Consider the following 24848-nt stretch of genomic DNA (forward strand, 5'->3'; position numbering starts at 1 on the left):
TCGTTTGTAAACGGATAATTTGTATCTTATTGGTTCCTAAACCAATTTACACATGAAGTGGACCTTAATACTCTTGCTTACCGCGTATTTGCCATCTTTTGGTCAGAACACCATTTCCTATACGGACGGCAATCCCTCCCCCAATGCCACCTTATCCGATGTTTCATGGATAGCAGGCCATTGGAAAGGAGAAGCCTTTGGCGGAATAACCGAAGAAATTTGGAGTCCCCCGCTGGGCGACTCCATGATGTTCGTGTTTAAGTTGGTCGTGGATGACAAAGTGGCCTTGTATGAGGTTGGGCACATTAGGCAGGAAGAGGAATCCCTTATCCTTAGACTGAAGCACTTTAATGGCAACTTGACAGGTTGGGAGGAAAAGGACAAGACGGTAGACTTTAAATTGGTAAAAATAGAAGGCAATAAGGTCTATTTTGATGATTTTACCTTCGAAAAAATCAATGACTCCGAAATCAATATCTATGTTGTACTTGAACAGAAAAATGGCTCCAAAGAGGAGGTTGCCTTTAACTATAAAAAATGACCCTAAATAAAGTACACCATATTGCCATCATATGTTCAAACTATAAAAAATCCAAAAAGTTCTATGTGGAAGATTTAGGCCTGGAACCTTTACACGAGACCTATAGGGAAGAACGGGACTCCTACAAACTGGATTTGGCATTGAACGGAAATTATATCATTGAACTATTCTCCTTTCCCAAACCTCCGCCCAGATCTACCATGCCTGAAGCAACCGGTCTAAGGCACCTGGCCTTTGAGGTAGACGAATTGGCTTCCCAGCTATTGGAATTATCAGAAAAGGGCATTAAGGCAGAACCTATACGCGTTGACGAGTATACCCAAAAAAAGTTCACCTTCATCTTTGACCCGGACAATTTACCTATTGAACTATACCAAAAATGACTGCTATAGATACATACATAGCACATTTTTACACCCTTTTTCCCAAGCAGAAAGGAATGTCACCATGGGAGATTACCCAGTCCCTATCATCCATAATATCCAAGAAGATCGTCCAACTGGATTCTGACAATTATACCGTTACGGGCAATATTGCCATCCATAAAACCGCAATTATAGAAAATGGGGCAGTGTTAAAAGAGCCCCTCATCATTTCCGAAAACTGTTTTATTGCGAGCCACGCCTATCTCCGCGATGGGGTTTTTTTGGACCAAGAAGTACGGATAGGCCCAGGTGTCGAGGTCAAATCCAGTATAATTGGCAACAATTCCGCCATGGCCCACTTTAATTTTATAGGAAATAGCATTATAGGTGGGCATGTAAATTTTGAGGCGGGAGCCCTGGTTGCCAACCACTATAACGAAAGATCGGACAAGACCATATGGGCTCAAGTAAACGGTGTGAGAACCAATATTGGAACCTTAAAATTCGGCGCCTTGATCGGCGACCATTCTAAAATAGGAGCTAATGCCGTACTTTCACCAGGTACCTTATTGCCCATGGGTTACGTGGTAAAACGATTGGAACTTATAGAACAAGACAACTGAAACAGCAATGGAAAAAAAATGCTTGGAATGTGGGGTTAAAATTTTGGGCAGGATAGACAAGAAATTCTGCTCGGACTATTGTAGGAATGCCTATAATAATAAGCTGAACAAAGACAGTAAAAACCTGGTCAGGAACATCAATAACCGCCTGCGCAAGAACTACAGAATCCTGGATAGCTATCGCCTAACCGACGGCAAAACCAAAACAACCAAGACAAGATTAATGGACAAGGGTTTCGATTTTGAGTATATCACCAATTTATATACGACCAAAAAGGGAACTACCTATTTTTTCGTATACGATCTGGGATATCTTCCGTTGGATAATGATTATTATATGATAGTGAAGAGGGAATAGCCCAAAAGTAAATGCCCCTGAACTATTTTTCAATATAGAACAAGGGCATAAAAATACATTGCATTCAATCTTATGAAAGCCATAAGCATCCACAGGAAACGAAACAGCTTCCTATTTCCAGTTATGTCCGCTTAATTTAAGGGCTGCTATTACAATATCCTTGCGACTTATCTGCCCCACCAATATGCCGTTTTTCATAACTGGCAATCTTCTTCTTTTATGCTTGTCGAAAATACCGGCAGCATCAAAAATGGACATATCGTGAGGTATGGTCTCTACCTCCTTTGTCATAAATCGCTCTACACTCTTGTCCAATATAGGCTGGTTAAAATAGCGGCTTTCCGAAATCTGTTTCATACAATCCGCTTCCGAGATGATACCCACCAAAAATCCGTTGTTATCCAATACAGGACCCCCAGAGATATGGTATTTGGCCAAATGTTCCATAACCGTTAAAATAGATTGATCAGGACTAAAGGTGACCAGCTTTTTTGTCATATAGTCCTCTACTAAAATGGGAGCATCAAATTCCTTTTTTACGACCCTGCGAACTCCCTGAAAACTTTTTATTCCCATATCGTTTATTTTTAGGTTAATTTGTAAGATAGTCTTTTTTAAAGAATTACACAACTATTTAATATTTAATCAGTTGTATTGATAAATATCCCTTAAAATTGTTGCATATAATTCAATATCACAACCTTTTTAAAATCATAATTCATTGGTTATAGCACAGTCCATCATGTAATACAGGGATAATTTCTTACTTTTAAGTTTTTACGACATATTATGAAGCGATATTCTTCTCCCATAACCCTTCTACTACTTTTGCTTGCCATTTATTGGAGCTTTGAAGCCTCTATGCCAAGCTACACTCCGGATGCCAATCTTGAGAATATTTCATTTTCAACGGATAGAGCACTGGTACATGTGAAAAACATGTCCGAAAAGCCACATGCCGTGGGTTTCCCGGCGCATTCAGAGGTTAGGGATTATATTATTTCGGAACTGACCAAGCTGGGATTGGAAACCACAACCCAACAAGGATATACCGCAGGGGACTGGGGCAATTTTAGCAGTGCTACCAATATATTGGCCCGGATAAAGGGCAGTGAAAAGGGAAAGGCCCTTCTTTTACTTTCACATTACGACAGTAATCCCCATTCATCTTTGGGCGCCAGCGATGCCGCTAGTGGGGTGGCTACCATACTGGAAGGCGTGCGAGCTTTTCTAAAGCAAAACAGCCCTCCCAAAAACGATATCATTATCCTAATTTCCGATGCTGAGGAACTAGGACTTAACGGGGCAGATCTATTTGTAAACAATCATCCATGGGTAGGGGAAATAGGATTGGTTTTAAATTTTGAGGCCCGGGGCAGCGGAGGGCCGTCCTATATGCTACTGGAAACCAATAGAGGCAATGCGAGGGTCATTGATGAATTTATAAAGGCAAACCCGAAATATCCTGCGGCCAATTCCTTGGTCTATAGTGTTTACAAAATGCTCCCGAATGATACCGACCTTACCGTCTTCCGGGAAGATATGGACATAGAAGGCCTCAATTTCGCCTTTATTGACGACCATTATGACTACCATACCGCACGCGATAATTATGAGCGTTTAGACCGCAATACCCTTGCCCACCAAGGAAGTTATCTGATGCCCTTGTTAAAGCATTTTGGCAACTCTGACCTTACCGATCTAAAAAGCCCAAACGATTCCATCTATTTCAATATTCCATTCTTTAGGTTGGTCTCCTATCCTTTCGATTGGATTTTCCCTATGCTTGCACTTGCCATAGTGGGCTTTTTAACACTATTGTTCGTCGGGCTAAGAAATAGTTCCTTGGAAATCAAGGAAATTGGAAGGGGATTTGTTCCCCTCTTCCTAATTTTGGCCATTAACGGGGTCGTAGGCCATTTCGGCTGGACCGCACTTAAGAATATCTACCCGCAATATCAGGATATACTTCATGGTTTTACTTATAACGGTTATGCCTACATAGCGGCTTTTGTACTATTTTCCGTGGCAGTCGGTTTTTGGGCCTATCATAAAATTGGAAAGGCCAAGACACAGAACCTACTGATTGCCCCATTATTTCTGTGGCTTATTCTTTGTACCTTGGTCGCCATCCATTTAAAAGGTGCCAGCTTTTTTATAATACCCGTATTTGCTTTGCTGGCCTCCTTACTCATACTAACACACCAAAAATCGCCCAGTCCGTACGTATTGTTATTTTTAACATTACCCGCCATATGGATCTATTCCCCTCTAATTAAAATGTTTCCAGTAGGTCTTGGCCTTAAAATGATGATTACCGCTACCCTTTTAACCTCATTGACCTTTTTCTTATTACTTCCCGTTTTTGGTCCCTTTAAAAACAAAAAACGCCTGGCCTATTTATTGCTCGTACTGTGTTTCGGTTTTCTTTTGTCCGCCCACTTCTCTTCTGGTTTTAATAAGGAAAATGCAAAACCCACCAGCCTGGTCTATATTCTCGATGCGGATAAAAACACTGCGCAATGGGCTACCTATGACCATGTCCTATCCAGTTGGACAGCACAGTACATAGATGTAAACAAAACACAGCCCAACAACGCCAGCTACGATGCCCTAAGCAGCAAATATGGAACAGGGTTTAGTTACATATCCGAAGCCCCAGTAAAAAATATTGCCCCTCCTAAAATAGAAACTACCTTAGATACCATTATTGGGGACCATAGAAAATTGGAAATTTGTATTACGCCCCAGCGAAATACAAACCGTTTGGAAATATTTACGAATGATGTAGACATTATCGAGGCTCACATAAATAAAATTGAACTATCCGACTACTATCTAAAGAACAGGAAAAACAATAAGTTGGTTACCCACTATATCAGCAATAACGATTATACCGAATTACAGATCACGATCCCCAAGGAGAGCGATCTGGAACTTAGCCTTTACGAAGCTTCCAACGATCTATTGAACAATCCATTGTTTACTGTTCCTCCCAGGCCGGAAGACAATATCCCCATGCCATTTGTTTTAAACGATGCCATTCTTATTAGCAAAAAGATAAGATTTTGAGTATAAAGATCGGCATATTAGGGTGTGGGTGGTTAGGTTTGCCACTAGCCAAATCCTTAATAGAGGGGCAACATACGGTATATGGCACTACCACCTCTGATTCCAAAATCAAGGATTTGCAGAAAGCCACTATCACCCCTTTTATAATTGATCTATCAGAGAATGGGATTATAGGGGATATCAATAGCTTTCTAGCAGAATTGGAACTGCTGATCATAAACGTTCCCCCAAAATTGCGCTCGGGCCCCATGGAGAGCTATATTAAAAAAATGCACCATTTATACCACAAAATAAAAAACACCACCTTAGACCGGATAATTTTCATAAGCAGCACCTCTGTGTATGGTGATGTGGCCGGACAGGTCACAGAAGACTCACCTACCCGACCAAAAACAGAATCGGGCAGGCAACTTCTGGCCGCAGAAAATATTTTTTTGAACGACGTGCTCCTTCATACTACCATTATAAGGTTTGGGGGCCTAATTGGCCCTTCAAGGCACCCAGTAACATATCTTGCAGGAAAAACCAATCTTAACAATGGCAACGACCCTGTGAATCTAATCCATCTTAATGACTGTATTGGAATTATCAAGATGGCCATAAATGGGAAATGGAAAAATAAAGTTGTAAATGGGGTGTACCCCCACCATCCAACAAAGGAGACTTATTATACTTCAGAAGCTATAAAAAGAGGACTTTTACCCCCAAGTTACACCCAAGATTCAGAAAAAATAGGAAACAAAAGCATTGAAAGTAAGTATTTAAATGTTAAAACCTACCCTTTTAACACTTCAATTGTAGGTTAATACACCACACAATTTTGAACTTTCACAACAAAGTTACCTGCTTTAGGTTAAATTACATCCTTGATTATTAACCGTTTACCGATTAGTCCGTACCTTTAAGTAAACGAATAAATACAATTATCATGGAAAATTCAGGTCTAAAAACAAGAGTGCTTACCGAAATTGAAAACTTAATTTCCAAAAGCTGCTCCAAAAGCAAAATGTCCCAAAAATTTCAAAATCTGCATGTTGCCATATTAAAAAAATATTACAATGCTGCAGATGTATCCATAGATTACCACCGAAAAAGAGTCATTATGGATATTGTTATGGACGACAGCTGTTATGACCCAAAAAAAGTGAATTCTACCCTACCTATTCTTAGGGCAAATTTTCTTTTTAAGAATTTAAAGGAATTTTTAAGTTCCAGTTTGGACAAGGACAATGTGAGTATTGCATTTTATGCAAGACTTATTCGGGCTTACGAAAACAGGAATGTTACGCTCACCGTTGTTTAAGAAGGACCAACCCAACCATATTATAAAAAAGGATGCCGAATGGCATCCTTTTTTGTTAGCTATCCAAGGTTTAAGACATTCCTTAACAAATGGTTAGAAATAATTTACTAGTTTTGGCACACCAAAAATTAGAACAATGAAGAAAATAGTACTGATCCTCCTAGTAATGGTAGGATTTACGGCAAATTCACAGACAAAAAGTGAGTTGCTCAAGCATTATGAGGCCTATTATGACCAAATGAGACAACAGGGGGATATCAATGGAGTTATTAGCGCCATTACCCACTTAAACATACTTGCACCCAGTAAAGAGCGCAAGGACACCTTGGCGTACATTTATACCACGGACAATCAGCATTTACAAGCGTTAAACACGATTGGAATTGAAAAAAACGAATCGGACTCGGATTTGGCCGTACAGGTAAAAGCCATTTCTTTAAAGGCCTTGAACCAACCAAAAAGGGCTTTGGAACAGTTTGAAATTCTTAATAAAAGGGAACCAAATCCGTATTTGGCATACGAATTGGCAGATCTAAAAATTCAGACCGGTGACAATGAAGGTGCAGCTGCCAATATTGAGTTTGGGATTGCCAATGCAAAAGACGATATGAAATATGCCTTTTATGAAAGGCAACAACCATACGAAGTTTCTTTAAAGGCCGCATTTATCCACCTGAAGGCCCTGGTAGAATTCAATAAGGATCAGAGCAATATAGATGGTGCTTTGGCTACCATTGATGAAGCTTTAAAAATAGACCCCAATTTTAATTTGGCCAGTCTAAGTAGACAAGCTTTACAGTCTAGGAAAGACAAACTGGAGAATAAGGAAACCGAAACTAAGGAATAGTCCAGCAATTTCCGTACCGATTGCAATGGAGCATAAAAAAACCACTGTTCAGTAGTGGTTTTTTTATGCTTTTCAGTTTATTGCCTTGTCAAATCTTTGATAATACTATCATCCTTTTCCTGTTTCATCAGGATTATCTCGGAAACATTTTCATTGGGAATCACAAGAGACAGAACATAGTGGGCTATTTTCCACTCCCCGGACTCTTTCCTAAGTACCCCGGAACCCCTACATAGTTTCATTTGGGTATCCAATAATTCGTCGAACCATGCATAGTTCCCTTCCGTATCAATATACACTTGTCTCTCCACAGCTTTAAAGTTCCAAGCCTTACCCCTATCAAAATGGGGCTTTGCATAGGCCTTAAATTCTTCGATTTGCCAATTTTCGGAAGCATCGGTTCCAATAAACACAGCATCGGAAGTCATTAAATTAAAGTAGGCATCAAAATCGGCACTTCCCGCCGCTCTGTGCCAGGTATCCAAAATGTTCCCTATTTCCATTTTATCCCCTTGCATTTGGGACCTCATCTGAAAGGTCATAAGGATCATCGATATAAACAACAGGGTCCTACTCACTTAAAATCAAAATAGTGTCCAACTGGCTATTAACGATAACATTGAACTGGTTCCTAAATGCATTATAGGCGTCTATCATTTCTATGGTAGAAGCTTTGGTTCCAACCCTATACTCCAAATTCCCCTTTGTTTTAAGAATATAGGTCTTAAATACCTTTTGTCTGCTTTTAATCTGTGGCTTGTCAAATATTACGGGATAGGTAGATGCTTCCAGTGTTTTTTGCTTCTCGATCAAATCTTCAATGACCAATTCCAAATCCTCCCTATTCGCCACGCGATACAACGATTCAAAAGTGGTTTCCAAGACATTGAACTCCTGCCACTCTTTTATAAGTGCCATGGCCTCTGCATTAATTTCTTTGGGCTTGGGGAGCGAATCCACACTGAAAAAGACATCTGCCTTATCTTCCGTGGCCTCTATGGCTACCTGCTGTTTACAAGAGCCCAACAAAATAAAAACAATGACGTAAAGCAATATTCTTCCCATAGGGCGAAGGTACAAATTTTAATAAAGGCCAGCTTCTGCAGCATTTATATTTAACTAGGTTTTAATTCAAAAATCAGCTACTAACCATTAAATTTAATCTTACTCTCTATTGCCCGGATCATAATATTGGCAATATCCTTTCCAGTAGCATTTTCAATACCCTCCAAACCTGGCGATGAATTAACTTCAAGTAGTAAAGGTCCTTTATTGGAACGGATAATATCCACTCCGGCAACGGCTAGGTTTAAAACTTTGGCCGCCTTTACGGCCAACTTCCTTTCTTCGGAAGTAATTCTTATAATGGATGCCTTCCCGCCTTGGTGCAGATTTGCACGGAACTCACCCTTTTCAGCTTGCCGCTGTATTGAGGCCACAACTTTTCCATTTACCACAAAACAGCGTATATCCTGGCCGTTTGCCTCTTTTATGAACTCTTGTACCAAAATATTGGTCTGCACACTTTTAAAGGCATTAATAACACTTTCTGCCGCCTTGTTTGTTTCTGCCAGTACCACTCCTTTGCCTTGGGTGCTTTCCAATAATTTTATAATCAAAGGTGCCCCATTGACCATCCTGATAAGATCTTTGGTATCCATGGGAGATTTGGCAAATCCGGTAATGGGGATATGTATGTCGTTTTTGGAAAATAATTGGGATGCGAACAATTTGTCCCTGGATTGGGTTATGGCTTCCGCCGAATTTAAGCAGTACACCCCAAGATTGTCAAATTGCCTTATCAAAGCACAGCCGTAAAAGGTAACCGCCGGTTTTATCCTAGGTATAATGGCATCGAACTCATTTAATATGTTCCCACCCCTATATCTTATCTCTGGGGAATTGGCATCCAATTTCATATAGGCATGCTCCACATTTAAAAACACCATATCGTGGCCCAAAGCCTCACCGGCTTCCATTATTCTCTTGTTGCTATACAATAATGGGTTACTGGCCAACAATGCAATTTTAAGCCCTGTTTTTTCTTTAAAATGGGAAGCATATTTTTGGCTTATTTCTGCTGCTGTAAACTCCCCCATAGTGAAACTTACGGCTGGGTTTACCACAAAACGTTCATTGAGCGCCTCCCTTCCCAAAAGCATACGATATTCCATAGTATCCCTATTGGCCAAGGTGAGTTCTATCTCAAATACAAGACTGCCAACACGTACAGGGGTCCTTATAACATACCGTTCCTCCGATATCCCCGAAGAACTCTTTACTGTTCTACGGTCTACCAAACGTGCCTTGCAGTCTATATTGATACCCCTATTGTCCTGAAGGGGATTAACCTCGAACTTTACCCATTCATGGGCCCCTTTGGTAAACACTTTTATATTATTTGCCTGTATGGAGGAGGTTTTTGCCCCGGAATCTACCCTAGCCTTTATAGCGGGAATCTCCAAATCCTCAAATACACACCATTCCTCGCTACCAATAATATCCAGGTCCTTATACTTCATTTCTATTTCTATATTTTCTTTTTAATTAATTGCAAAATAAAACCCTTGACCCCCGGGAATCAAAAATAAATGATTATTAAATTATTAAACAGCAGTATATTTTGGCTAAAATCCTAAAAATCAGGATAAAAATACTTCTTTCTGCTTTTTAAAACATTTAAATTCTATCATATGACCATTGGGATCCTGAATAAAAAAAGACTTGTGCTCGCCTACCTTGTCCTTTAAAAAAACTACTTCGGTCGTAAGATCGTAATGCGACTTTGTTAATTTGGCATACAAATTATCCCAAGTGCTTTCATCCACTATTACTCCAAAGTGAAAAGAAGGCAATACTGTATCTTCAAACTTATAAGTCTTAAATGTAAAATTAAAATTACCGGCTTTAGTGAAGGTAATCTGATTTCCAAACAAATTGATATCCAGCCATCGGGAAGAGTGTCTTCCCAATTCGGCACCGATAACGTCTACATAGAAATCCTCTGTTTTGCTTATACTTAGACAAGGCAATGACATGTGGAAGGGTGCATTTTTCATCTGCTTATATTTAATTCTTATTAAATGAGGGTTTCCCGACACCTTTATCGGGTGCAATTAGCCTTACATATCCCCTCCCAATTATCATCGTGAGGTTTCAAGAATTATTTAGGCCAAGTATAATGCGCCCATTTTAATCTTGATGCTTTAACTAAGGTAGTAAAAAGATCAATTACAATTTACCTCAACAATCTAAATACAAAAAGATCCAAAACTTCTACCAGGATCAGAATAATAATGACCCACTCCAACCTACTGCTTTCCCTATGGTCCCAGATATCTTTAAAAAGCTCTAGGTTTTCCTTAATGATCCCCAATTGTTCGTGTATATTCCTGTACCTGATCTTTAGGTCAAAAGTTTGCTTTAGTTCCAGGTTTAATCTGTTCAGCTGCTCATTTTCCCAAGTACTGTCCGGCTCATCAAAAATATACAGGTTTTCAGATATCTGATTTTTAATATTCAATACCTTCCCTATAAACCGCCTGAGCTTGATGCCCGAAATATTGAGCCTTCCCTTCTTTTCCAAATATTGGGTATGTTCATTGGTTTCCTCCAATAACTGCTGTGTAATTTCAGAATATTGGTCCAAGGCCACCGATTGGGAAGTATTCAACATTACCAATCTAATAAACTCGGCATCAAAACTGGGCAAGATTACTTTATCGAAAGCCACCTTTTGGTGGCCTTCGATTATTTCTACTTGCATTGTTTCTGTAAATTGGGGAGTATTTTTCTCTTTGGTAATGGTGGATAGAGCGTCTAGAATCTTCGATTTTTCATCCTCGGAATGATTAAAAAAGGATATTAGACCGTATTGAAAGATATAAACGAATTTTTTTTCGCCATTTTTCAAATAGAGTTCATCACTGTCCGAAAACAATATTTCCAATGGCAATTGGGATTTGCATTGCCTAATATTGATCGAAGATGCTATATGAACGGCAACAACCTCAAACATCATTGGTTAATCATCGTCATCCTCTCCCTCTACTCCTTCCAAATCCACATCTGGAATGGCCTCTGGATCGTCATCATCAAAATCCTCATAATCGTCCTCATCGTAATTGGCCATTGTTTTTTCCAACTTGGCGCTAATCTTAACCAGGTATTTGGTATCCTCGGTGGTTACCTCAACGGCCTCAATACGCTCCCCTTGTGCATTCTTGAAGGAGATGATATTAAGATCGTCGTACCCATCTGGATACTTCTCAACCAAAAGTTTCAAAACTTCAGGAGTAAGTTTTTTAAAGTCTACAATAACTCTTTTTAAATTGTCCATATACTACATGTCTAATAGGTATGCAAAAATTAAGGGCGCAACAATGGTTGCATCACTTTCAATAATAAACTTAGGGGTGTTTATATCCAATTTTCCCCAGGTAATTTTCTCATTTGGCACAGCACCCGAGTAGGAACCATAACTTGTGGTAGAGTCACTTATTTGGCAGAAATAACTCCAAAACGGTGTATCGGTCCTTTCAAGGTCTTGGTACAACATAGGCACCACGCAGATTGGGAAATCTCCCGCAATGCCACCACCAATCTGAAAAAATCCGATCCCTTTTTCAGAATTGGCGGTATACCAATCTGCCAGAAAGGTCATATATTCAATCCCAGACTTCATAGTACTGGCCTTTAACTCCCCTTTTACCACGTAAGAGGCAAAGATATTCCCCATGGTACTGTCCTCCCAACCTGGGCAAACTATGGGCAGATTCTTTTCAGCAGCGGCATACATCCACGAGTCCTTGAGATCTATCTCGTAATATTCTTCCAAAACCCCGGAAAGCAACAATTTGTACATAAACTCATGTGGCAAATATCTTTCTCCGGCGTCCTCTGCTTTTTTCCAAATTTCAAAAATATGCTTTTGCAGTCTTCGGAATGCCTCATGCTCCGGGATACAGGTATCCGTTACCCTGTTTAAGCCCTTCTCCAATAGATCCCACTCGTCCTGAGGGGTTAGATCTCGGTAATTGGGCACACGCTTATAATGCGAATGGGCCACCAAATTCATGATATCCTCTTCCAAATTGGCACCTGTACAGGAAACGATATGCACCTTATCCTGCCGGATTACCTCGGCAAATATTTTTCCCAATTCTGCTGTACTCATGGCTCCCGCCAGGGAAACCAACATTTTGGACCCCTGCTTTAGCTGGTCTTCATATCCCTTTGCAGCATCCACCAAAGCGGCCGCATTAAAATGTAAATAATACTTTTCAATAAAATTGGAAATTTCCCCTTTAGTCTTCGTCATCGTCGAATTTTAAAATGTTATTGCCTCCCACTTTGGAATCAACGTCATACGTATTGTCGTATTCATCCCCTACTGCCTCGCTCACAAACTTATAGCTCAGCATTTTATAATATAATTTGGCCGCAAGGAAATCGGAAGATTTATCCGTATTATTGGGACAAAGTTCAACAATATCAAATCCTACCACATTTTTATCCTCAAACACCTGCTTTAGAAACTCCAAGGTCTCATAGTAAAACAGCCCCCCTGGCTCCGGAGTGCCGGTAGACGGCATAATGGATGGGTCCAATGCGTCCAGGTCAAAAGTTATAAAGACATTGTCCGTCATTAGATCTATTACCTTATCTGTCCAATATTCATCGTTAACCATATCATGGGCAAAAAAAGTTTTTTCCTCATCCATAAAGGTTTTTTCAATGGCATCCATACTACGTATCCCAACTTGAACAAGGTTGGTGGTCTGACTTGCCTCATGAACAGCACAGGCGTGATTGAATTTACTGCCATCGTATGATTTCCTTAAATCTGCATGTGCATCTATATGCAACACGGTAAGGTTATCAAAACACTCATTAAAAGCCCTAATGGTACCTATGGAGATAGAATGTTCGCCTCCGAAAAGGGTAACGAACTTATTGCGTTTTATATACTCCTTGGTAACCCTGTGTACCTCATTGACCATAGCCTCCGGAGAACTGTCCTCATCTATGGAATTCGCCAAATATATCCCTTGCTGATAGACTTCCGTATCGGTTTCTATATCATACAATTCCATATTTTCCGACGCTTCCAAAAAAGCCTTTGGCCCTTTGTTCGCCCCTTTTCCCCAGGTACTGGTTCCATCATAAGGCACAGGAATTAAAACTACCTTTGCCTTTTCCAATTGCGCAAACTCGTCTGGTATGCCAGCGTAATTGTTAGTTGTGTTCATTTGTTTAAAGTTTATTGATTTTAAAGGTCAGATTTAATTTTCTGCTCAACGGGTTCGCTAACTTCACTATTGCCGCTAAGATTCATTTCATATCCCAAAATTTTAAGCAGATCCTCTGCCTTTTGTTGTTCACTAAATAATTTGGTCGTTATATTTCCGTTTTCGTCCTTATCTATTAAAATATGTTTCGGATGCGGTATTAAACAATGCTGCAACCCGCCATAACCCCCAATGGTCTCCTGATAGGCACCTGTATTAAAGAATCCAATATACAGCGGTTTATCCTTTCTGTACTTGGGCAAATAAATGGCATTCATATTTTGCTCGCTATTGTAATAGTCATCACTATCGCAGGTTAGTCCGCCCAACAACACCCTTTCATATTCATCTTGCCAACGGTTAATGGCCAACATAATAAAACGTTTATTAATGGCCCAGGTATCCGGCAAGGTGGTAATGAAGGAAGAGTCGATCATATTCCACTTTTCCCGATCGTTCTGCTGCTTCTGATATAGTATTTCATAAATGGCACCACCACTCTCACCTACCGTAAAACTACCAAATTCGGTAAAAATATTTGGGACTGCAACATCCGCTTCCTGACAGGCAATATTAATTTGGTTTATGATCTCATCTATCATGTACTGGTAGTCGTAATCAAAAGCCAAAGAGTTTTTAATGGGGAAACCACCACCAATATTGAGGCTGTCCAAGGATGGACAAATCTTTTTAAGCCTTACGTACACCTTTAAACATTTCACCAGTTCGTTCCAATAATAGGCATTGTCACGAATACCGGTATTAATAAAAAAGTGTAGCATTTTCAATTCTACCTTGTCATTGTCCTTAATTTGGTTCTCGTAAAAAGGTACAATATTTTTATATCCTATCCCCAATCGAGAAGTATAAAATTCGAACTTTGGCTCCTCTTCGGATGCAATTCTGATTCCCACCTTAAAAGTATCATTGATGACATCGGACAAAAGGTCAATTTCCTCGTAATTATCAATAATGGGAATACAATTCTGGTGACCTTGATTTATAAGATTAGCTATGTTGACAATATATTGATCCCTTTTAAATCCGTTGCATATGATATAGGTATTATCCTTGATCTTTCCCTTTTCCTTTAATTTTTCAACAATATTAATATCAAAGGCCGAAGACGTCTCTATATGGATATCATTCTTTAAGGCCTCGTTCAAAACCGGCTTAAAATGGGAACTTTTAGTACAATAGCAATAGTGGTATTTGCCTTTGTAATTGTTTTTCTCCATGGCTATTTTAAACCATTCCTTTGCCTTGTTGATATTTTCCGAAATTTTAGGCAAATAGGTAAACTTCAAAGGACTACCATATTGCGCTACCAAATCCATAAGGGGTATTCCATGAAACTTTAGGTTTTCACCATCCAAAGAAAACTCTTCCTGTGGAAAATAGTAGGTCTGATCTATCAGATTAATGTACTTCGTGTTCATTTAAATAAATATATGAATTGTAAATAAGTAAATAGCATCGCCAAATGCAAATAATATTGGAAATTATAACTAAATCCCTAAACAATTATCTGCTTTTCAGTGGTAGGAATAAAAAAATAGTCATGCTGACTGCACACTATGGAAGAAAAATTTGGAACACCAAGCAAACTCGGGCTACCTATACCGTTAAATTTCAGCGACATAAACCTTGCTGCTGCCAGAAATCCAAATTTGTAAATATGGTTCATTATACTCAACTAGATGCTAATATCAATATAAAATTTAAGGCTAAATTGATGTGACAAATGAAAACAAAAAAAATGAAAAAACAAGCGTTTTAAAAAATTTTACGTCGAAGTAAAAAATGAATTTTCCAAATAGTAAAAAATTAACTAAAAATTAAACCCAAAGCGTTGATTTTTAACCATTTCTTGACTATTTTTAAATAAAAACCAGATAGTTATGAAGCTTAAAAAAATCAGTATTTTTATGGGCCTTGCCCTCTTCCTCACTTTTTTCAATACAATTACGGCCCAAATACCGGCCAACGTTTATCATTTTGAGGAAAAAAACAAGGATGGCACCCTTCATCACGAGCTGAAATTGGACGCGGATTATTACGTACATACCATCTATAAAGAGTCGCCTGCAGAATTTATAAAAACGATGGGGGGATACTACTCTACCTCTGGCAATAAGCTGATGGTTGACCTCGAGTTTAACTCCAACCATAAAGAAGATAAAATTACCAGTATAAATATTCCCTATAGGCTACAAAAAGGGAAATTGATACTCCAAGGCACAAAGCCTATGACCTTTACGCCCACCAAACTTGGCACCCAGGATTTGGACGGCAAGTGGTTAATGACCGGAAGGGTAACGGAGCAAGGGGAGCAAAGAAGGGATACGTCCAGACCAAGAAAAACTATGAAATATTTGTTGAACGGTCACTTTCAATGGATTGCCTATAATACCGAAACCTTTGAATTTTTTGGCAGCGGGGGCGGAACCTATAACGCTACCAATGGCAAATACATAGAAAATATAAACTATTTCTCCAGGGACAATTCCCGGGTGGGAGCGGCACTATCCTTCAATTATGAGTTAAACGGCAAGGATTGGCACCATACCGGTAAAAGCAGTAAGGGCGACCCCTTAAATGAAATTTGGACAAAACGGGAGTAATTCTAAATCCTTTGCCTACAAAAATATATGGCATTAAAAAGGGCAATCTGCATTCCGAAAAGTCTATTTTCCAAAATACAGATTGCCCTTAACTATGTTAACTAATAAAAAACCTAGGAAATTAGGCCACCTTGGCACTACCAATATTTGATTTTATGACAGTATGGATGACTGCATTCCATTTTTCGGCCCGGACAAGTTCATAATCCTCCATGTAAATACTGTTGATGTCATAAAAGTTAAGGGTCTTGGCTGCTAATTCAGTATCTAAAAAACTAATCTCCAAATCCAATTTTTCCAAAACCAACTCCTTCTTGTTTTTAGACTTGACCACGTGGGTCTTCTTTACTATTTTGACATTTGAAACTGTATTGAGATCAATATTTTCCAGCGCCACAATGCCATCAAATACTTTTGAAAAAACAAGTTTCTTATTCTCTGAATCCAGGCCAATGAAAGTATTGCCCCAGCTTTCCTTTAAATCGAGTTTCAGTTTTGATTGAACCATTAAGTTTTTAATCTCCTTGGACATTATTTTTAAATCCCCTTTTCCCGATTTATTGAGGACTACAAAAGGTATGATGGTGCAAAGCACCAATAAAGCTGATACCAACAACATTGATATATTCATATTATATTTTTTTTATAATTATTCCATTTATTAATTGTCTTCCCTCCAGCCATAACCAATGTATGCCATGGGGGAATTTCCAAAATTGGTTATTCTGGAATTAGGTGCGACTAATGGAAAAACTTATAAAAAGGTGTGAAAGGGGTAGATAATGGTTAGCGCGTCCAAACTAGCAATAATTTGGACCTCCCTTTTTAGGGACATAAGCTCCTTTTCCTTGAGTACGGAGAGGCAACTTATAGTACTAGGGGAAAATAAATTGAGATTGGGCCTTAGCTCGTTAACTGTTGGCAATTGATAATTGTCTTCCGCCAGGAGCATAGTATGCCCAGAGTTCGGCATCTGGTAGCTTAGATGATGATCCGTTTGGATCTCACCCTGAACCCCGGCCTTAACTTCTTTGGCCTCTTTGGTGGTAGCCATAGAGACCTGGCCCATAGCTAATAAAAGTATAAGCGCTAGAATCCTAAAAAAAAGCAAGTGCCTTGTTTTTTTCACACCACAAAGATATGCACAGATTCTCTTAAGTAACTGTTAAATATTATTGACTGGAAAATTATAGGTCGCTACCTATATCGGACTTACCTCCCGTTTTTCTCAATAATTTAATATTCTGTATTTCGATGCCCTTGTCTATGGGCTTTAGCATATCGTACATATTTAGGGCCACTATGCTGGCGCCGTGCATGGCCTCTACCTCAACGCCGGTTTTGTAGATAGTCTTCACCGTAACCAAAACCGTAATCCGAAGACCGTCAATAGCATAGGAAATATCGGTAAATTCTATAGGTAAGGGATGACAGTCCGGCAAAAGGTCTGCCGTCTTTTTAACCCCCAATAAACCGGCCGCTTTGCTCATGGCAAACACATCGCCCTTGGGCACGGTTTTATTATGTATTGCGCTAATGGTATCTGCCGAACTTACTTGAACTATAGCTTGTGCTACAGCTGTACGCAAGGTTGCTTTTTTATGGGTAATATCTACCATTTTTACTTATTTACTTTCCATTGATAGGAATTATCCTCAAACAGTTCCTTACCAAAAATGGGAACCTGATTTTTTATCTCTTCCACCACATGGTGCATGGCCTCAAAAACTTCTTTTCGGTGTGGCGATGACACAAAAACAAAGAGGCATATTTCTCCCGCATTTACCTTACCCAAACTGTGGTGGATGTGCATACAGCTTAAGTTAAACCTGGCAAAGGTAGCTTCCCTGATTTCGTGGAATTTCTGATTGGCCATTTCCTCATAGGCCGTATATTCTATAGCGGCCACTTCCTGCCCATCAATTGGATCTGCCCGTACCTGGCCCAAAAAGATATCGTGTGCCCCAATAGTGGTTTTGGACTGGTGCTTTGCAATGGAATTGGCAATGAACTCCGGGCTTATTGCTCCTGACACAAATATATTTTTAATTTTGCTCTTCTCCATAGGCAGTAAATTTAGGAAAAACAACCCGAAGTAGTAGCAATGGGCAACTTGAATCTACATGCCAATACATTGGACAAATCCCTTAATACCTCTTATGGGATGTTGGCAACTTTCATTGATATCATACTTAAATTGTAAAGGAGCAATAAAGAACCGTGTTTTTTACTTGGCCAGACAAGTTACGAAAACATTTGAAAAAAATGTTGACGATTTGTGAACTCTATCGTTTGATATAAAATGATACCCTTTGATATCAAAATATATATAAAACACTGTAAATCAGTCAAATTTATATCAAATTAAACTGATTTACTAGTTAAAAAGTGACCTCACCAAGAATCACTTCGGCTCCGCTCAGCACAGGCTTCGATTCAAAAGCTGGCGCTTTTGGTGCTGCGCACCTTTGGTTCGTGACCTCACCAAGAATCGAACTTCTTTCTGTGAGTACCCTATTTATAAGGGATTCACATTTTTTAAGTTTCTAATGTTGACGATTTGTGAACTTTTTTGAGGATTTTTCTTCCGTCATTACAAATGTACTCAAATGGATATAAATGGTACTATTCTTAATTGCTCCTTAATCCTAAATGTTATTAACTTCGGTTTCTGCAGGATTTATCTTTCTGTTCTTAAATTACTTTCTTCTGCTTCCACGCACTAAAAAGACCCAATTTCTTCATGGTTCATTATTATCGATTCATTCCTATTTCAGGCCCAATAGGTAATGGCCTATGTAAGCAAATATGGGATATTTGCCCGGAATGATTAATCTTCTTCCCACTTAAAGCCGATAAATTAAAATCAATGGAACGGAATTTGTATCTTTATTATGTAAAAACACTGGTAAATTGGCAAGTTCGGATTTAAAACAAAGCGTACAGAACTATATTGATACAGCAGACAACAGGCTTCTCAAAATGATAAAGGCACTGGTGGAAAACTACCATGAAGAAGATCAAATTGTAGCTTATACCGTTGATGGAAAACCTTTGACAAGGAAGCAGTACAATCAGGAACTCGTGGATGCCGAAACAGAAATTCAAAGAGGCGAACTTACATCGGTCGAAGACCTAGAAAAAGAATCGCAAAACTGGTAATGGGAAAACTTAAGACCGAGTGGACGGCCAAGGCAAAGACCCAATTGAAACAGATACACGATTCCTAAAATACGAAAAGAAGACCCCACAAGGCGCAGCGAATGTCAAAGCTGACCTGATCCAAGCAAGTAAAGGAGTTACCTACGCCGAACAATACTAAAAGGACGATATTAACCCCAATTATAGGAGGATTGTGGTTAGGCACTACAAACTAATCTACAAAGAAGAGAAGGGAAAGATTATTATTTTAAGGATCTTTGATACCCTAAGGAACCCAGAAAGATTGATGGATGAGAACGAATAATCCATAAACTGATCGGATAGGCATAATTTATGTCGGCAACCTGCATAGTTTCTAAAAAATAAATGCATTGTTGGCTATTGATTTTAATTCATATTGATAAATACCTTGAATATCACTAAATCCACGAAAACCCTTTAGTGTATTTCCTGTTACCCTGTGAGGTATCATGGCTCTGGCTTTAGGGTTTTACTTTTTACACTTACTTAGAGCTAGGTTATGCCCATTAATTTTGGGCGACAACGATATCTCCCTTGGATCCTCTTGTTGACCGCAGTTTAATCTACAACCCAACTTTAAGGAAATTAGAATTATTTTGACCCAAATCTTACAAAAACTTTGCGCGTGGATCCTGATTCGATTTTATAGCGTTCGGGCGGATAAGCGTTAAATAAAATCGAATTAGGGCGCAACTTACTTTTGACCTGGCCTTTTTTCCTCATTAGACCATATCAAAAAGTCCTTGTAGATATCGGGATGCTCTTTAAAATAGCTATTCAGTTCCGTTGGATTGGCTGCTTTTCCCTCTTCGAAAGCCTTCTCCTTTTCTTCTTCGAACTGTAACACCTGATATCCCAAATAGCCCGAAATGGACAAAGAAATAATTAATATCAAACAGACCATGAACAATAGCCATTCAGGGATGATCTGCGACTTTTTCAACTGCTCCTCCATTTTAATGTTTCTTGTATCCTGCCCTTGGAAATGATCCCTCTGTGTTCTGTTGAGTTCCTTCAGTTCATTTCTTATTTGAGAAATGTCCTGTACCGTTTCCGAACTGGTCAATTCCTTGCTTAGCTGTTCCAGTTTAACCAACATCCGTTTCAATCCTTCCAGTTCGTCCGTCAATAGTTCCGTAATCTCGTCCAACTTTGCCATATTATTTTCGTTTTATCATTAGTATCCTATCTCGAATCCTGCACTTTTTTGGATCGATTGTTTGATTACTGTTTTAGCCAGTTTTATGGCGATATTCCCACTGAGCTGCGTGGCCCTTCCCATGAGGCTGACTGTATTGTCCTTGTTCTTGACGAAGCCCTTACCTTCGTTTTCCCCTATCCCCATCACCAATCTACTGCCCGACATGGAACGGTGCACCTCGCTCCCCTTTAAACTGTGCCCCTTGTATTCAAACCGGAACCCTTGTAGTTGGTTCGAATTGTTGATACTGGGAACTACCTTTATGTCCTTTTCTCCCATTAATCTGATGTACCGGTCCAGGTCCTTGGGGCGGTGTTCTGCCATGACCTTTTCATGGACCTGTTTGATCTCAAATCGTATAAGTTTGATCCGGTCCAATTTTTCCTGTTGCACCTCCCTTGCCGTGGTAAGCCCCATTTCCTTGGCAACATTTTCCGCAGCCTGCTGGCTCCTCTTTCCGATAAAACTGTCGTTATAGGCCCTACCGCTAAAATCGATGCGGTTCACGTATAAATGGACATGGGTATGTTGTTGGTCCCTGTGTACAAAGCCTATGGCCTGGTGCTCCTGTAGTTTCATTTCCTTGAGGAACTTTTCAGTTATCTCGCCAAGCGACTTGGCGCTCAGCTCCTTGCCATCCTGAATGGTCGGGCTGAGGACAAAGCTCAGGGTATTGTTCGTGCACCTGGCATTCTGTTCTTGGATGATCTTGAATTCCTCCGTAATCTGTTCGGGGGTTTCCCCGGCCAGATGTTTGGAATAAACTACCTCCGCATCCTTTTCCTGGTTCCAGCCATATTGCATGGAGGCCCGGGTGTGCGATATCGATTTTCCCTTACCTATCATTTTTTGAAATTTTTAAGGTGGTCCCTTATTTCCTCTGCCAGCTTTGTGACCTCTTCCGCCAGTCTGGGATTTCGTTTTCGGAACATGTTCCCGATCAGCTTAAAGTTTGTTGCATACTGGATCAGCATCTTATAGATGTCTATCTGTTCCTCCGTCAGGCGCTCGATGATCTTGTCCCCAAAAGCGGCACGACGGCAATATTCGCTTAGGCTCAGACCGCTCTTTTTGGCCTTGATCCTGAGCAGTTTCTTCTCGAAGAGGGAACATCGGAATTTGATGTAGGTCCTTTTCATTTTTTGTTTCTTTGCGACCTCCGGGAGCAAAGCAAGATCGTCTTTGTGGCAACAAAGACACATCTTGAATTCCTTCCCCGACGGGTCATAGTTTTTTCGACATCCACCATGCGTTCACATCCTTAAAATCCTTGTACAAGTTTGACATGTCCCTGCATTTTGGGCTCTGTTCCATCAATATTTTTGTGGCACTTTTCCCTGCTTTGTCATTGTCTAGGTATAGCGCTATGGATTTATAGTTTTCAAATAGTCCGGGTATTTTTTCCACAAAGGCAAGGGAATTCAATATCAATAGGTCATTTTCACCCCGTAGTTTTTTGTCCCGTTCCATTAGGCTCAACATATCCAACATGCCCTCTGTGACTATCAATCTGCGGTTACCGTTCTTTATGTAGGTGATGTCCTTTGGGGAGCTGGAGTTCTTATAGTATTTGTTCCGAAGCTCCCATCCTCCTGAATCATTCTTCAATCCGATGGCGAAGTACATTTTGTCCCTCAAGCTATAGTGGACCTCCCTGCACAGTCCCAGGGCCGTTGGCAAGGAAATTCCCCTTACTTCCACATACTCTTGCAAGGCATTATGGCCCAGTATCTTTACTTCCCTAATTTTGATCCCCTCTTCATTAAATTCATTAAAACGATGCTGGTGAAAAGAAAGAGAGATCTGGCCGTTTTCCAACCAGTCCAATGCTTCCCTTACGGTTGACCTGTTCAGAAGACATACCAGGTCGATCACGTTGCCCCCTGTCCCCGCCCCATGGTCGTACCATCTATTAAGTGTCCTGGATACCTTGAAAGAGGCTTGGGTTTCTGACCTGAAAGGACTCAGGAACCAAGCTTCTTTGACCGATGTCCGTGTGGGAAAGTGCCCGAGTTTTGCCAGCGCCTTCTCGATGGGAAAGGCTCGGGCTCTTTCACACCTCGTCCTAAATGTTCTCTTTTTGTGCATTTCTTGTCTTTTGGTCCGATTTTCCGTCATCGGTCTTTTTTGATGACAAATTGATGACAAAACGATGACGGCCCAACCCCCCGTATTTATTGACCTGAACTCTATCTGTCATCGTTTCATCAAAAAAAAGTATAAATAGAGGGGTGTTTTTCTTTTCATCGGCAATTTTTTTGGCAAATGATGACAGACCCGCCGCATCGCCCATGGACATTGCGTTTCGCCCGTCATCGATTTGTCATCGTTTCATCGTTTTTCTATTCTTCCCCGAATTGCTCCAATAAGAAATCCTTTTTTATGGTATAATATCTTCCCTTGGCATCTATCCATCCCATCACTCCTTCCGGCCATATCATCAATTTTCGGTAGACCATGGAATTCTTCTGATTAACGAGTTTCCAGTCCTTTTTCAGGATCTGTCTCAACTGGGTAAGGTCCGTTTTGATCCGGGTACGGTTCAAGAGTTGAAGGGCATCCAAGGGGCATAACTGAAGCTCTTCAAGTTCAAAGGTTTCCATCGCACTTAGGATCACACTTGCAAGTTCCTTTTCCACACGGTTCCTATTGTTCCGCATTAAACTTTCCAGGGCCTTGGTCCTTATCTGGGAAGGGGAGAACCACATCCGGGTCTTATTGGGACTGGTGAGTTTTCTAATTTGTAGATGACACAGGAAAGCAGGTATCTCCGCTTCCAAAAAATCCAAAAACCGGGTTTCCTCTTTTTTCAGAGAGGGGACCTTCAACACCCAAAAACGGGTCTCATTATTGTCTATCTTGATAAAATTGTCCTCATTGTTACTGCAAAGGATGAACTTGCCAAAGAACTCGACCTCCCTTTTGTCCTTGCCCTTGGCCTCCAGCTTATTGATATTGGTCGTGCTCAGGTACTTGATGCGCTCGGTCAGCTCTTCCTTATTGAAAAGCACCTCGTCTATGCAGATCAAGAGCTTGTTCGCCCAATCGGCGTTGAACTGGCTGCTGAAACTGTCATTGGTGAGATAGGTCATGTTATTGTCGAACACGAGCTTCAGCCATTTTAGAAAAGTACTCTTGCCCGTGGACCTTTTCTTGGATACCAAACAGAGGATCGGCAGGATTTGCACAGGTCTTAAATACAACAGTTGCAGATAGTCCATCCCGAGATCAAATTGTGGCCCGAAGATATGTTGCAAGAGCTGTCGGGTATAGGGGAATTCTCCCTCTTGGGGATTATGGGGCAAGGGGGAATAGGTATTGTAAAAACCGTGGCACTCCTGTTCAAAATGGATATGACTGGGAAGACAGGTGAACCCATCGTATTTTTTGATCCCCCCGATAAAATCCCTCCCATGATCCTGACGGATGGCCTCCAGTGTCCATGGTACGATAATCTCGTTGAAATTCCCGGCTATGGTAGGGACACGTACCAATTTATAATAGTAGGTGCCCACGCGTATGTAGGGTGTATCCTCCATAAGAATTGTCTTTGGCATCAGGGCGATAGCCGTGATGAAAATTAATTTGATAGATTATTAAATGTATTGCCCTTGACCTTTATATTGGCCATGGCCCAGGTTGGGGCTTCGTGTTACTCCGCAGAACTTTGCCCGTTCCGGAGCAGCCAGTCAACGATTTTCTTTTTCTCGAAAAAGAGCAATTTTCCATTGGGCTTGGAATGTGGTATCTTTCCAGCAGCGGTGAGTTTGTACAGATAACTTCTGGATATTCCCGTATAGTCACAGGTCTCCTCAAAAGTCAATACTTCCTTATTGGCGATCAATAGTTTTTCCAAACGATCCAATCGCTCCAAAATTAAAAAATTGTCCATTTGTTTCTTATTTAAGGTTGTTAAATGAACAAAAGCGCTTTTGTCTTCCTACACCATTATAGGTAGGATAAATGTAGAAAAATAGGCAAAAAAGGAATGTAAAAAATTGCAATAGTTATTCACAACTAATTGATATATAATAATTTACATCAAATCATATCAAATAATATTGCACTTAGCTTCCCTTAATTTTATTGGATATCATTTGCTATCAAATGTCCACAACATATAACAATGGAAAAATGTCCATTTCTAGGGGATTTTGTAGTTATTAACAAGAATTTAGAAGGGCCAGGCAAATAATACCTCCTAAAAACATAGATTTCTTCATTTGCATTTCTACATTTGCATTTCTGCAATTGAAATTTTTGCCAAAGGTTTTTATGAAAGACCTCCTAGGTATCTCAGATGTAAAGGTTTTAATTTTTGTAGAGCTCTTTTAATAGGAAATATTTGAAAAAAGGTCACCATGCTTCTTAAAATAATACTGTACATATAAACGAACATTAAAGGAAACTTCTAAAAATCTATAAAAGGAATCTTTATCCG

At 40.0% G+C, this 24848-nt stretch carries 31 protein-coding genes; 10 read left to right on the plus strand and 21 right to left on the minus strand.

Annotation, left to right across the window (positions count from 1 at the left end; translation table 11 throughout):
- Positions 1-52: 52 nt before the first annotated feature.
- Genes QSE00_RS20060 through QSE00_RS20075 form a run of 4 tightly spaced genes read left to right on the plus strand, consistent with a single transcriptional unit; the run spans position 53 to position 1887 of the window.
- Positions 53-541: a DUF6265 family protein gene (locus tag QSE00_RS20060; protein WP_286107244.1), complete on the plus strand. Its 489-nt coding sequence runs from the start codon at positions 53-55 to the stop codon at positions 539-541.
- Positions 538-924 carry an SMU1112c/YaeR family gloxylase I-like metalloprotein gene (gloA2, locus tag QSE00_RS20065; RefSeq protein WP_110354978.1) on the plus strand — a complete coding sequence of 129 codons (387 nt, stop codon included), beginning with the start codon at positions 538-540 and terminating at the stop codon, positions 922-924. Before QSE00_RS20060 ends, gloA2 begins: the two co-directional genes overlap by 4 nt.
- The gene (locus QSE00_RS20070; protein ID WP_286107245.1) at positions 921-1529 is read left to right on the plus strand and encodes an LbetaH domain-containing protein; all 609 of its coding nucleotides are present in this window, start codon (positions 921-923) and stop codon (positions 1527-1529) included. Before gloA2 ends, QSE00_RS20070 begins: the two co-directional genes overlap by 4 nt.
- A gap of 7 nt (positions 1530-1536) precedes the next feature.
- Positions 1537-1887, plus strand: coding sequence for a hypothetical protein (locus tag QSE00_RS20075; protein WP_110354976.1), 351 nt, complete (start codon positions 1537-1539; stop codon positions 1885-1887).
- Positions 1888-1998: 111 nt separating this feature from the next.
- Here QSE00_RS20075 and QSE00_RS20080 read toward each other — a convergent pair whose 3' ends face one another.
- Positions 1999-2463, minus strand: a complete 465-nt coding sequence (locus QSE00_RS20080; RefSeq protein WP_110354975.1) for a CBS domain-containing protein — start codon at positions 2461-2463, stop codon at positions 1999-2001.
- Positions 2464-2676: 213 nt separating this feature from the next.
- On the opposite strand from QSE00_RS20080, the gene QSE00_RS20085 reads away from it, so the two are divergent.
- From QSE00_RS20085 to QSE00_RS20100, 4 genes are all read left to right on the plus strand, one after another.
- Positions 2677-4959 (plus strand): M28 family peptidase, encoded by a 2283-nt coding sequence (locus tag QSE00_RS20085; RefSeq protein ID WP_286107246.1) that lies wholly within the window; start codon positions 2677-2679, stop codon positions 4957-4959.
- Positions 4956-5765 carry an NAD-dependent epimerase/dehydratase family protein gene (locus QSE00_RS20090; RefSeq protein ID WP_110354973.1) on the plus strand — a complete coding sequence of 270 codons (810 nt, stop codon included), beginning with the start codon at positions 4956-4958 and terminating at the stop codon, positions 5763-5765. The genes QSE00_RS20085 and QSE00_RS20090 overlap by 4 nt, the downstream gene beginning before the upstream one ends.
- A 122-nt stretch (positions 5766-5887) precedes the next feature.
- Positions 5888-6262: a hypothetical protein gene (locus QSE00_RS20095; protein WP_110354972.1), complete on the plus strand. Its 375-nt coding sequence runs from the start codon at positions 5888-5890 to the stop codon at positions 6260-6262.
- 136 nt (positions 6263-6398) lie between these two features.
- Positions 6399-7109 carry a tetratricopeptide repeat protein gene (locus tag QSE00_RS20100; RefSeq protein ID WP_110354971.1) on the plus strand — a complete coding sequence of 237 codons (711 nt, stop codon included), beginning with the start codon at positions 6399-6401 and terminating at the stop codon, positions 7107-7109.
- Positions 7110-7186: 77 nt separating this feature from the next.
- Here QSE00_RS20100 and QSE00_RS20105 read toward each other — a convergent pair whose 3' ends face one another.
- The 9 genes from QSE00_RS20105 to QSE00_RS20145 all read right to left on the minus strand — a co-directional run bounded on the left by QSE00_RS20105 (position 7187) and on the right by QSE00_RS20145 (position 14838).
- Entirely contained in the window at positions 7187-7651 is a 465-nt protein-coding gene (locus QSE00_RS20105; protein ID WP_286107247.1) for a nuclear transport factor 2 family protein, read from the minus strand.
- A 28-nt stretch (positions 7652-7679) separates the two neighbouring features.
- Positions 7680-8174, minus strand: a complete 495-nt coding sequence (locus QSE00_RS20110; protein ID WP_286107248.1) for a hypothetical protein — start codon at positions 8172-8174, stop codon at positions 7680-7682.
- Between the two features lie 80 nt (positions 8175-8254).
- Positions 8255-9631 (minus strand): 30S ribosomal protein S6--L-glutamate ligase, encoded by a 1377-nt coding sequence (gene rimK / locus QSE00_RS20115; protein WP_110354968.1) that lies wholly within the window; start codon positions 9629-9631, stop codon positions 8255-8257.
- 120 nt (positions 9632-9751) lie between these two features.
- On the minus strand, positions 9752-10168 hold the full coding sequence (locus QSE00_RS20120) for a VOC family protein (protein WP_110354967.1): 417 nt from the start codon (positions 10166-10168) through the stop codon (positions 9752-9754).
- A gap of 179 nt (positions 10169-10347) precedes the next feature.
- Entirely contained in the window at positions 10348-11130 is a 783-nt protein-coding gene (locus QSE00_RS20125; RefSeq protein ID WP_258364766.1) for an RMD1 family protein, read from the minus strand.
- Positions 11131-11133: 3 nt separating this feature from the next.
- Positions 11134-11448 (minus strand): hypothetical protein, encoded by a 315-nt coding sequence (locus tag QSE00_RS20130; RefSeq protein ID WP_110354965.1) that lies wholly within the window; start codon positions 11446-11448, stop codon positions 11134-11136.
- 3 nt (positions 11449-11451) lie between these two features.
- Positions 11452-12429 carry a deoxyhypusine synthase family protein gene (locus tag QSE00_RS20135; RefSeq protein ID WP_072859840.1) on the minus strand — a complete coding sequence of 326 codons (978 nt, stop codon included), beginning with the start codon at positions 12427-12429 and terminating at the stop codon, positions 11452-11454.
- The gene (gene speB, locus QSE00_RS20140) at positions 12416-13360 is read right to left on the minus strand and encodes an agmatinase (RefSeq protein ID WP_286107249.1); all 945 of its coding nucleotides are present in this window, start codon (positions 13358-13360) and stop codon (positions 12416-12418) included. Before speB ends, QSE00_RS20135 begins: the two co-directional genes overlap by 14 nt.
- A gap of 20 nt (positions 13361-13380) precedes the next feature.
- Positions 13381-14838 (minus strand): type III PLP-dependent enzyme domain-containing protein, encoded by a 1458-nt coding sequence (locus tag QSE00_RS20145; RefSeq protein ID WP_286107250.1) that lies wholly within the window; start codon positions 14836-14838, stop codon positions 13381-13383.
- Between the two features lie 462 nt (positions 14839-15300).
- Between QSE00_RS20145 and QSE00_RS20150 the strand changes: the two genes are divergently transcribed.
- Positions 15301-16023, plus strand: a complete 723-nt coding sequence (locus QSE00_RS20150; RefSeq protein WP_286107251.1) for a hypothetical protein — start codon at positions 15301-15303, stop codon at positions 16021-16023.
- A 121-nt stretch (positions 16024-16144) separates the two neighbouring features.
- Here the strand turns inward: QSE00_RS20150 and QSE00_RS20155 are convergent, their stop codons facing one another.
- The 4 genes from QSE00_RS20155 to QSE00_RS20170 all read right to left on the minus strand — a co-directional run bounded on the left by QSE00_RS20155 (position 16145) and on the right by QSE00_RS20170 (position 18088).
- The gene (locus QSE00_RS20155) at positions 16145-16654 is read right to left on the minus strand and encodes a hypothetical protein (protein WP_286107252.1); all 510 of its coding nucleotides are present in this window, start codon (positions 16652-16654) and stop codon (positions 16145-16147) included.
- 123 nt (positions 16655-16777) lie between these two features.
- Positions 16778-17092 (minus strand): hypothetical protein, encoded by a 315-nt coding sequence (locus tag QSE00_RS20160; RefSeq protein ID WP_286107253.1) that lies wholly within the window; start codon positions 17090-17092, stop codon positions 16778-16780.
- Positions 17093-17210: 118 nt separating this feature from the next.
- Positions 17211-17642, minus strand: a complete 432-nt coding sequence (gene moaC / locus QSE00_RS20165) for a cyclic pyranopterin monophosphate synthase MoaC (RefSeq protein WP_110354957.1) — start codon at positions 17640-17642, stop codon at positions 17211-17213.
- A gap of 2 nt (positions 17643-17644) precedes the next feature.
- Positions 17645-18088 (minus strand): molybdenum cofactor biosynthesis protein MoaE, encoded by a 444-nt coding sequence (locus tag QSE00_RS20170; protein WP_110354956.1) that lies wholly within the window; start codon positions 18086-18088, stop codon positions 17645-17647.
- A gap of 848 nt (positions 18089-18936) precedes the next feature.
- Here QSE00_RS20170 and QSE00_RS20175 point away from each other — a divergent pair.
- On the plus strand, positions 18937-19185 hold the full coding sequence (locus QSE00_RS20175) for a hypothetical protein (RefSeq protein WP_286107254.1): 249 nt from the start codon (positions 18937-18939) through the stop codon (positions 19183-19185).
- Positions 19186-19900: 715 nt separating this feature from the next.
- Here QSE00_RS20175 and QSE00_RS20180 read toward each other — a convergent pair.
- The 7 genes from QSE00_RS20180 to QSE00_RS20210 form a co-directional block, all read right to left on the minus strand.
- Positions 19901-20365 carry a DUF6730 family protein gene (locus QSE00_RS20180; protein WP_093978040.1) on the minus strand — a complete coding sequence of 155 codons (465 nt, stop codon included), beginning with the start codon at positions 20363-20365 and terminating at the stop codon, positions 19901-19903.
- Between the two features lie 18 nt (positions 20366-20383).
- Positions 20384-21253: a relaxase/mobilization nuclease domain-containing protein gene (locus tag QSE00_RS20185; protein ID WP_286107255.1), complete on the minus strand. Its 870-nt coding sequence runs from the start codon at positions 21251-21253 to the stop codon at positions 20384-20386.
- Positions 21250-21546: a mobilization protein MbpA gene (gene mbpA / locus QSE00_RS20190; protein ID WP_286107256.1), complete on the minus strand. Its 297-nt coding sequence runs from the start codon at positions 21544-21546 to the stop codon at positions 21250-21252. Before mbpA ends, QSE00_RS20185 begins: the two co-directional genes overlap by 4 nt.
- Before the next feature lie 85 nt (positions 21547-21631).
- A complete protein-coding gene (locus QSE00_RS20195; protein ID WP_286107257.1) occupies positions 21632-22495 on the minus strand; it encodes a toprim domain-containing protein in 864 nt (287 codons plus the stop codon).
- Complete coding sequence (locus QSE00_RS20200; protein WP_286107258.1) at positions 22473-22700, minus strand: hypothetical protein; 228 nt, start codon at positions 22698-22700, stop codon at positions 22473-22475. Before QSE00_RS20200 ends, QSE00_RS20195 begins: the two co-directional genes overlap by 23 nt.
- Before the next feature lie 49 nt (positions 22701-22749).
- The gene (locus tag QSE00_RS20205) at positions 22750-23946 is read right to left on the minus strand and encodes a primase-helicase family protein (protein ID WP_286107259.1); all 1197 of its coding nucleotides are present in this window, start codon (positions 23944-23946) and stop codon (positions 22750-22752) included.
- Between the two features lie 113 nt (positions 23947-24059).
- Positions 24060-24299, minus strand: coding sequence for a helix-turn-helix transcriptional regulator (locus QSE00_RS20210; RefSeq protein WP_093978036.1), 240 nt, complete (start codon positions 24297-24299; stop codon positions 24060-24062).
- Between the last annotated feature and the right edge of the window lie 549 nt (positions 24300-24848).

This window comes from Arenibacter flavimaris (assembly GCF_030291335.1).
Taxonomy (GTDB): domain Bacteria; phylum Bacteroidota; class Bacteroidia; order Flavobacteriales; family Flavobacteriaceae; genus Arenibacter.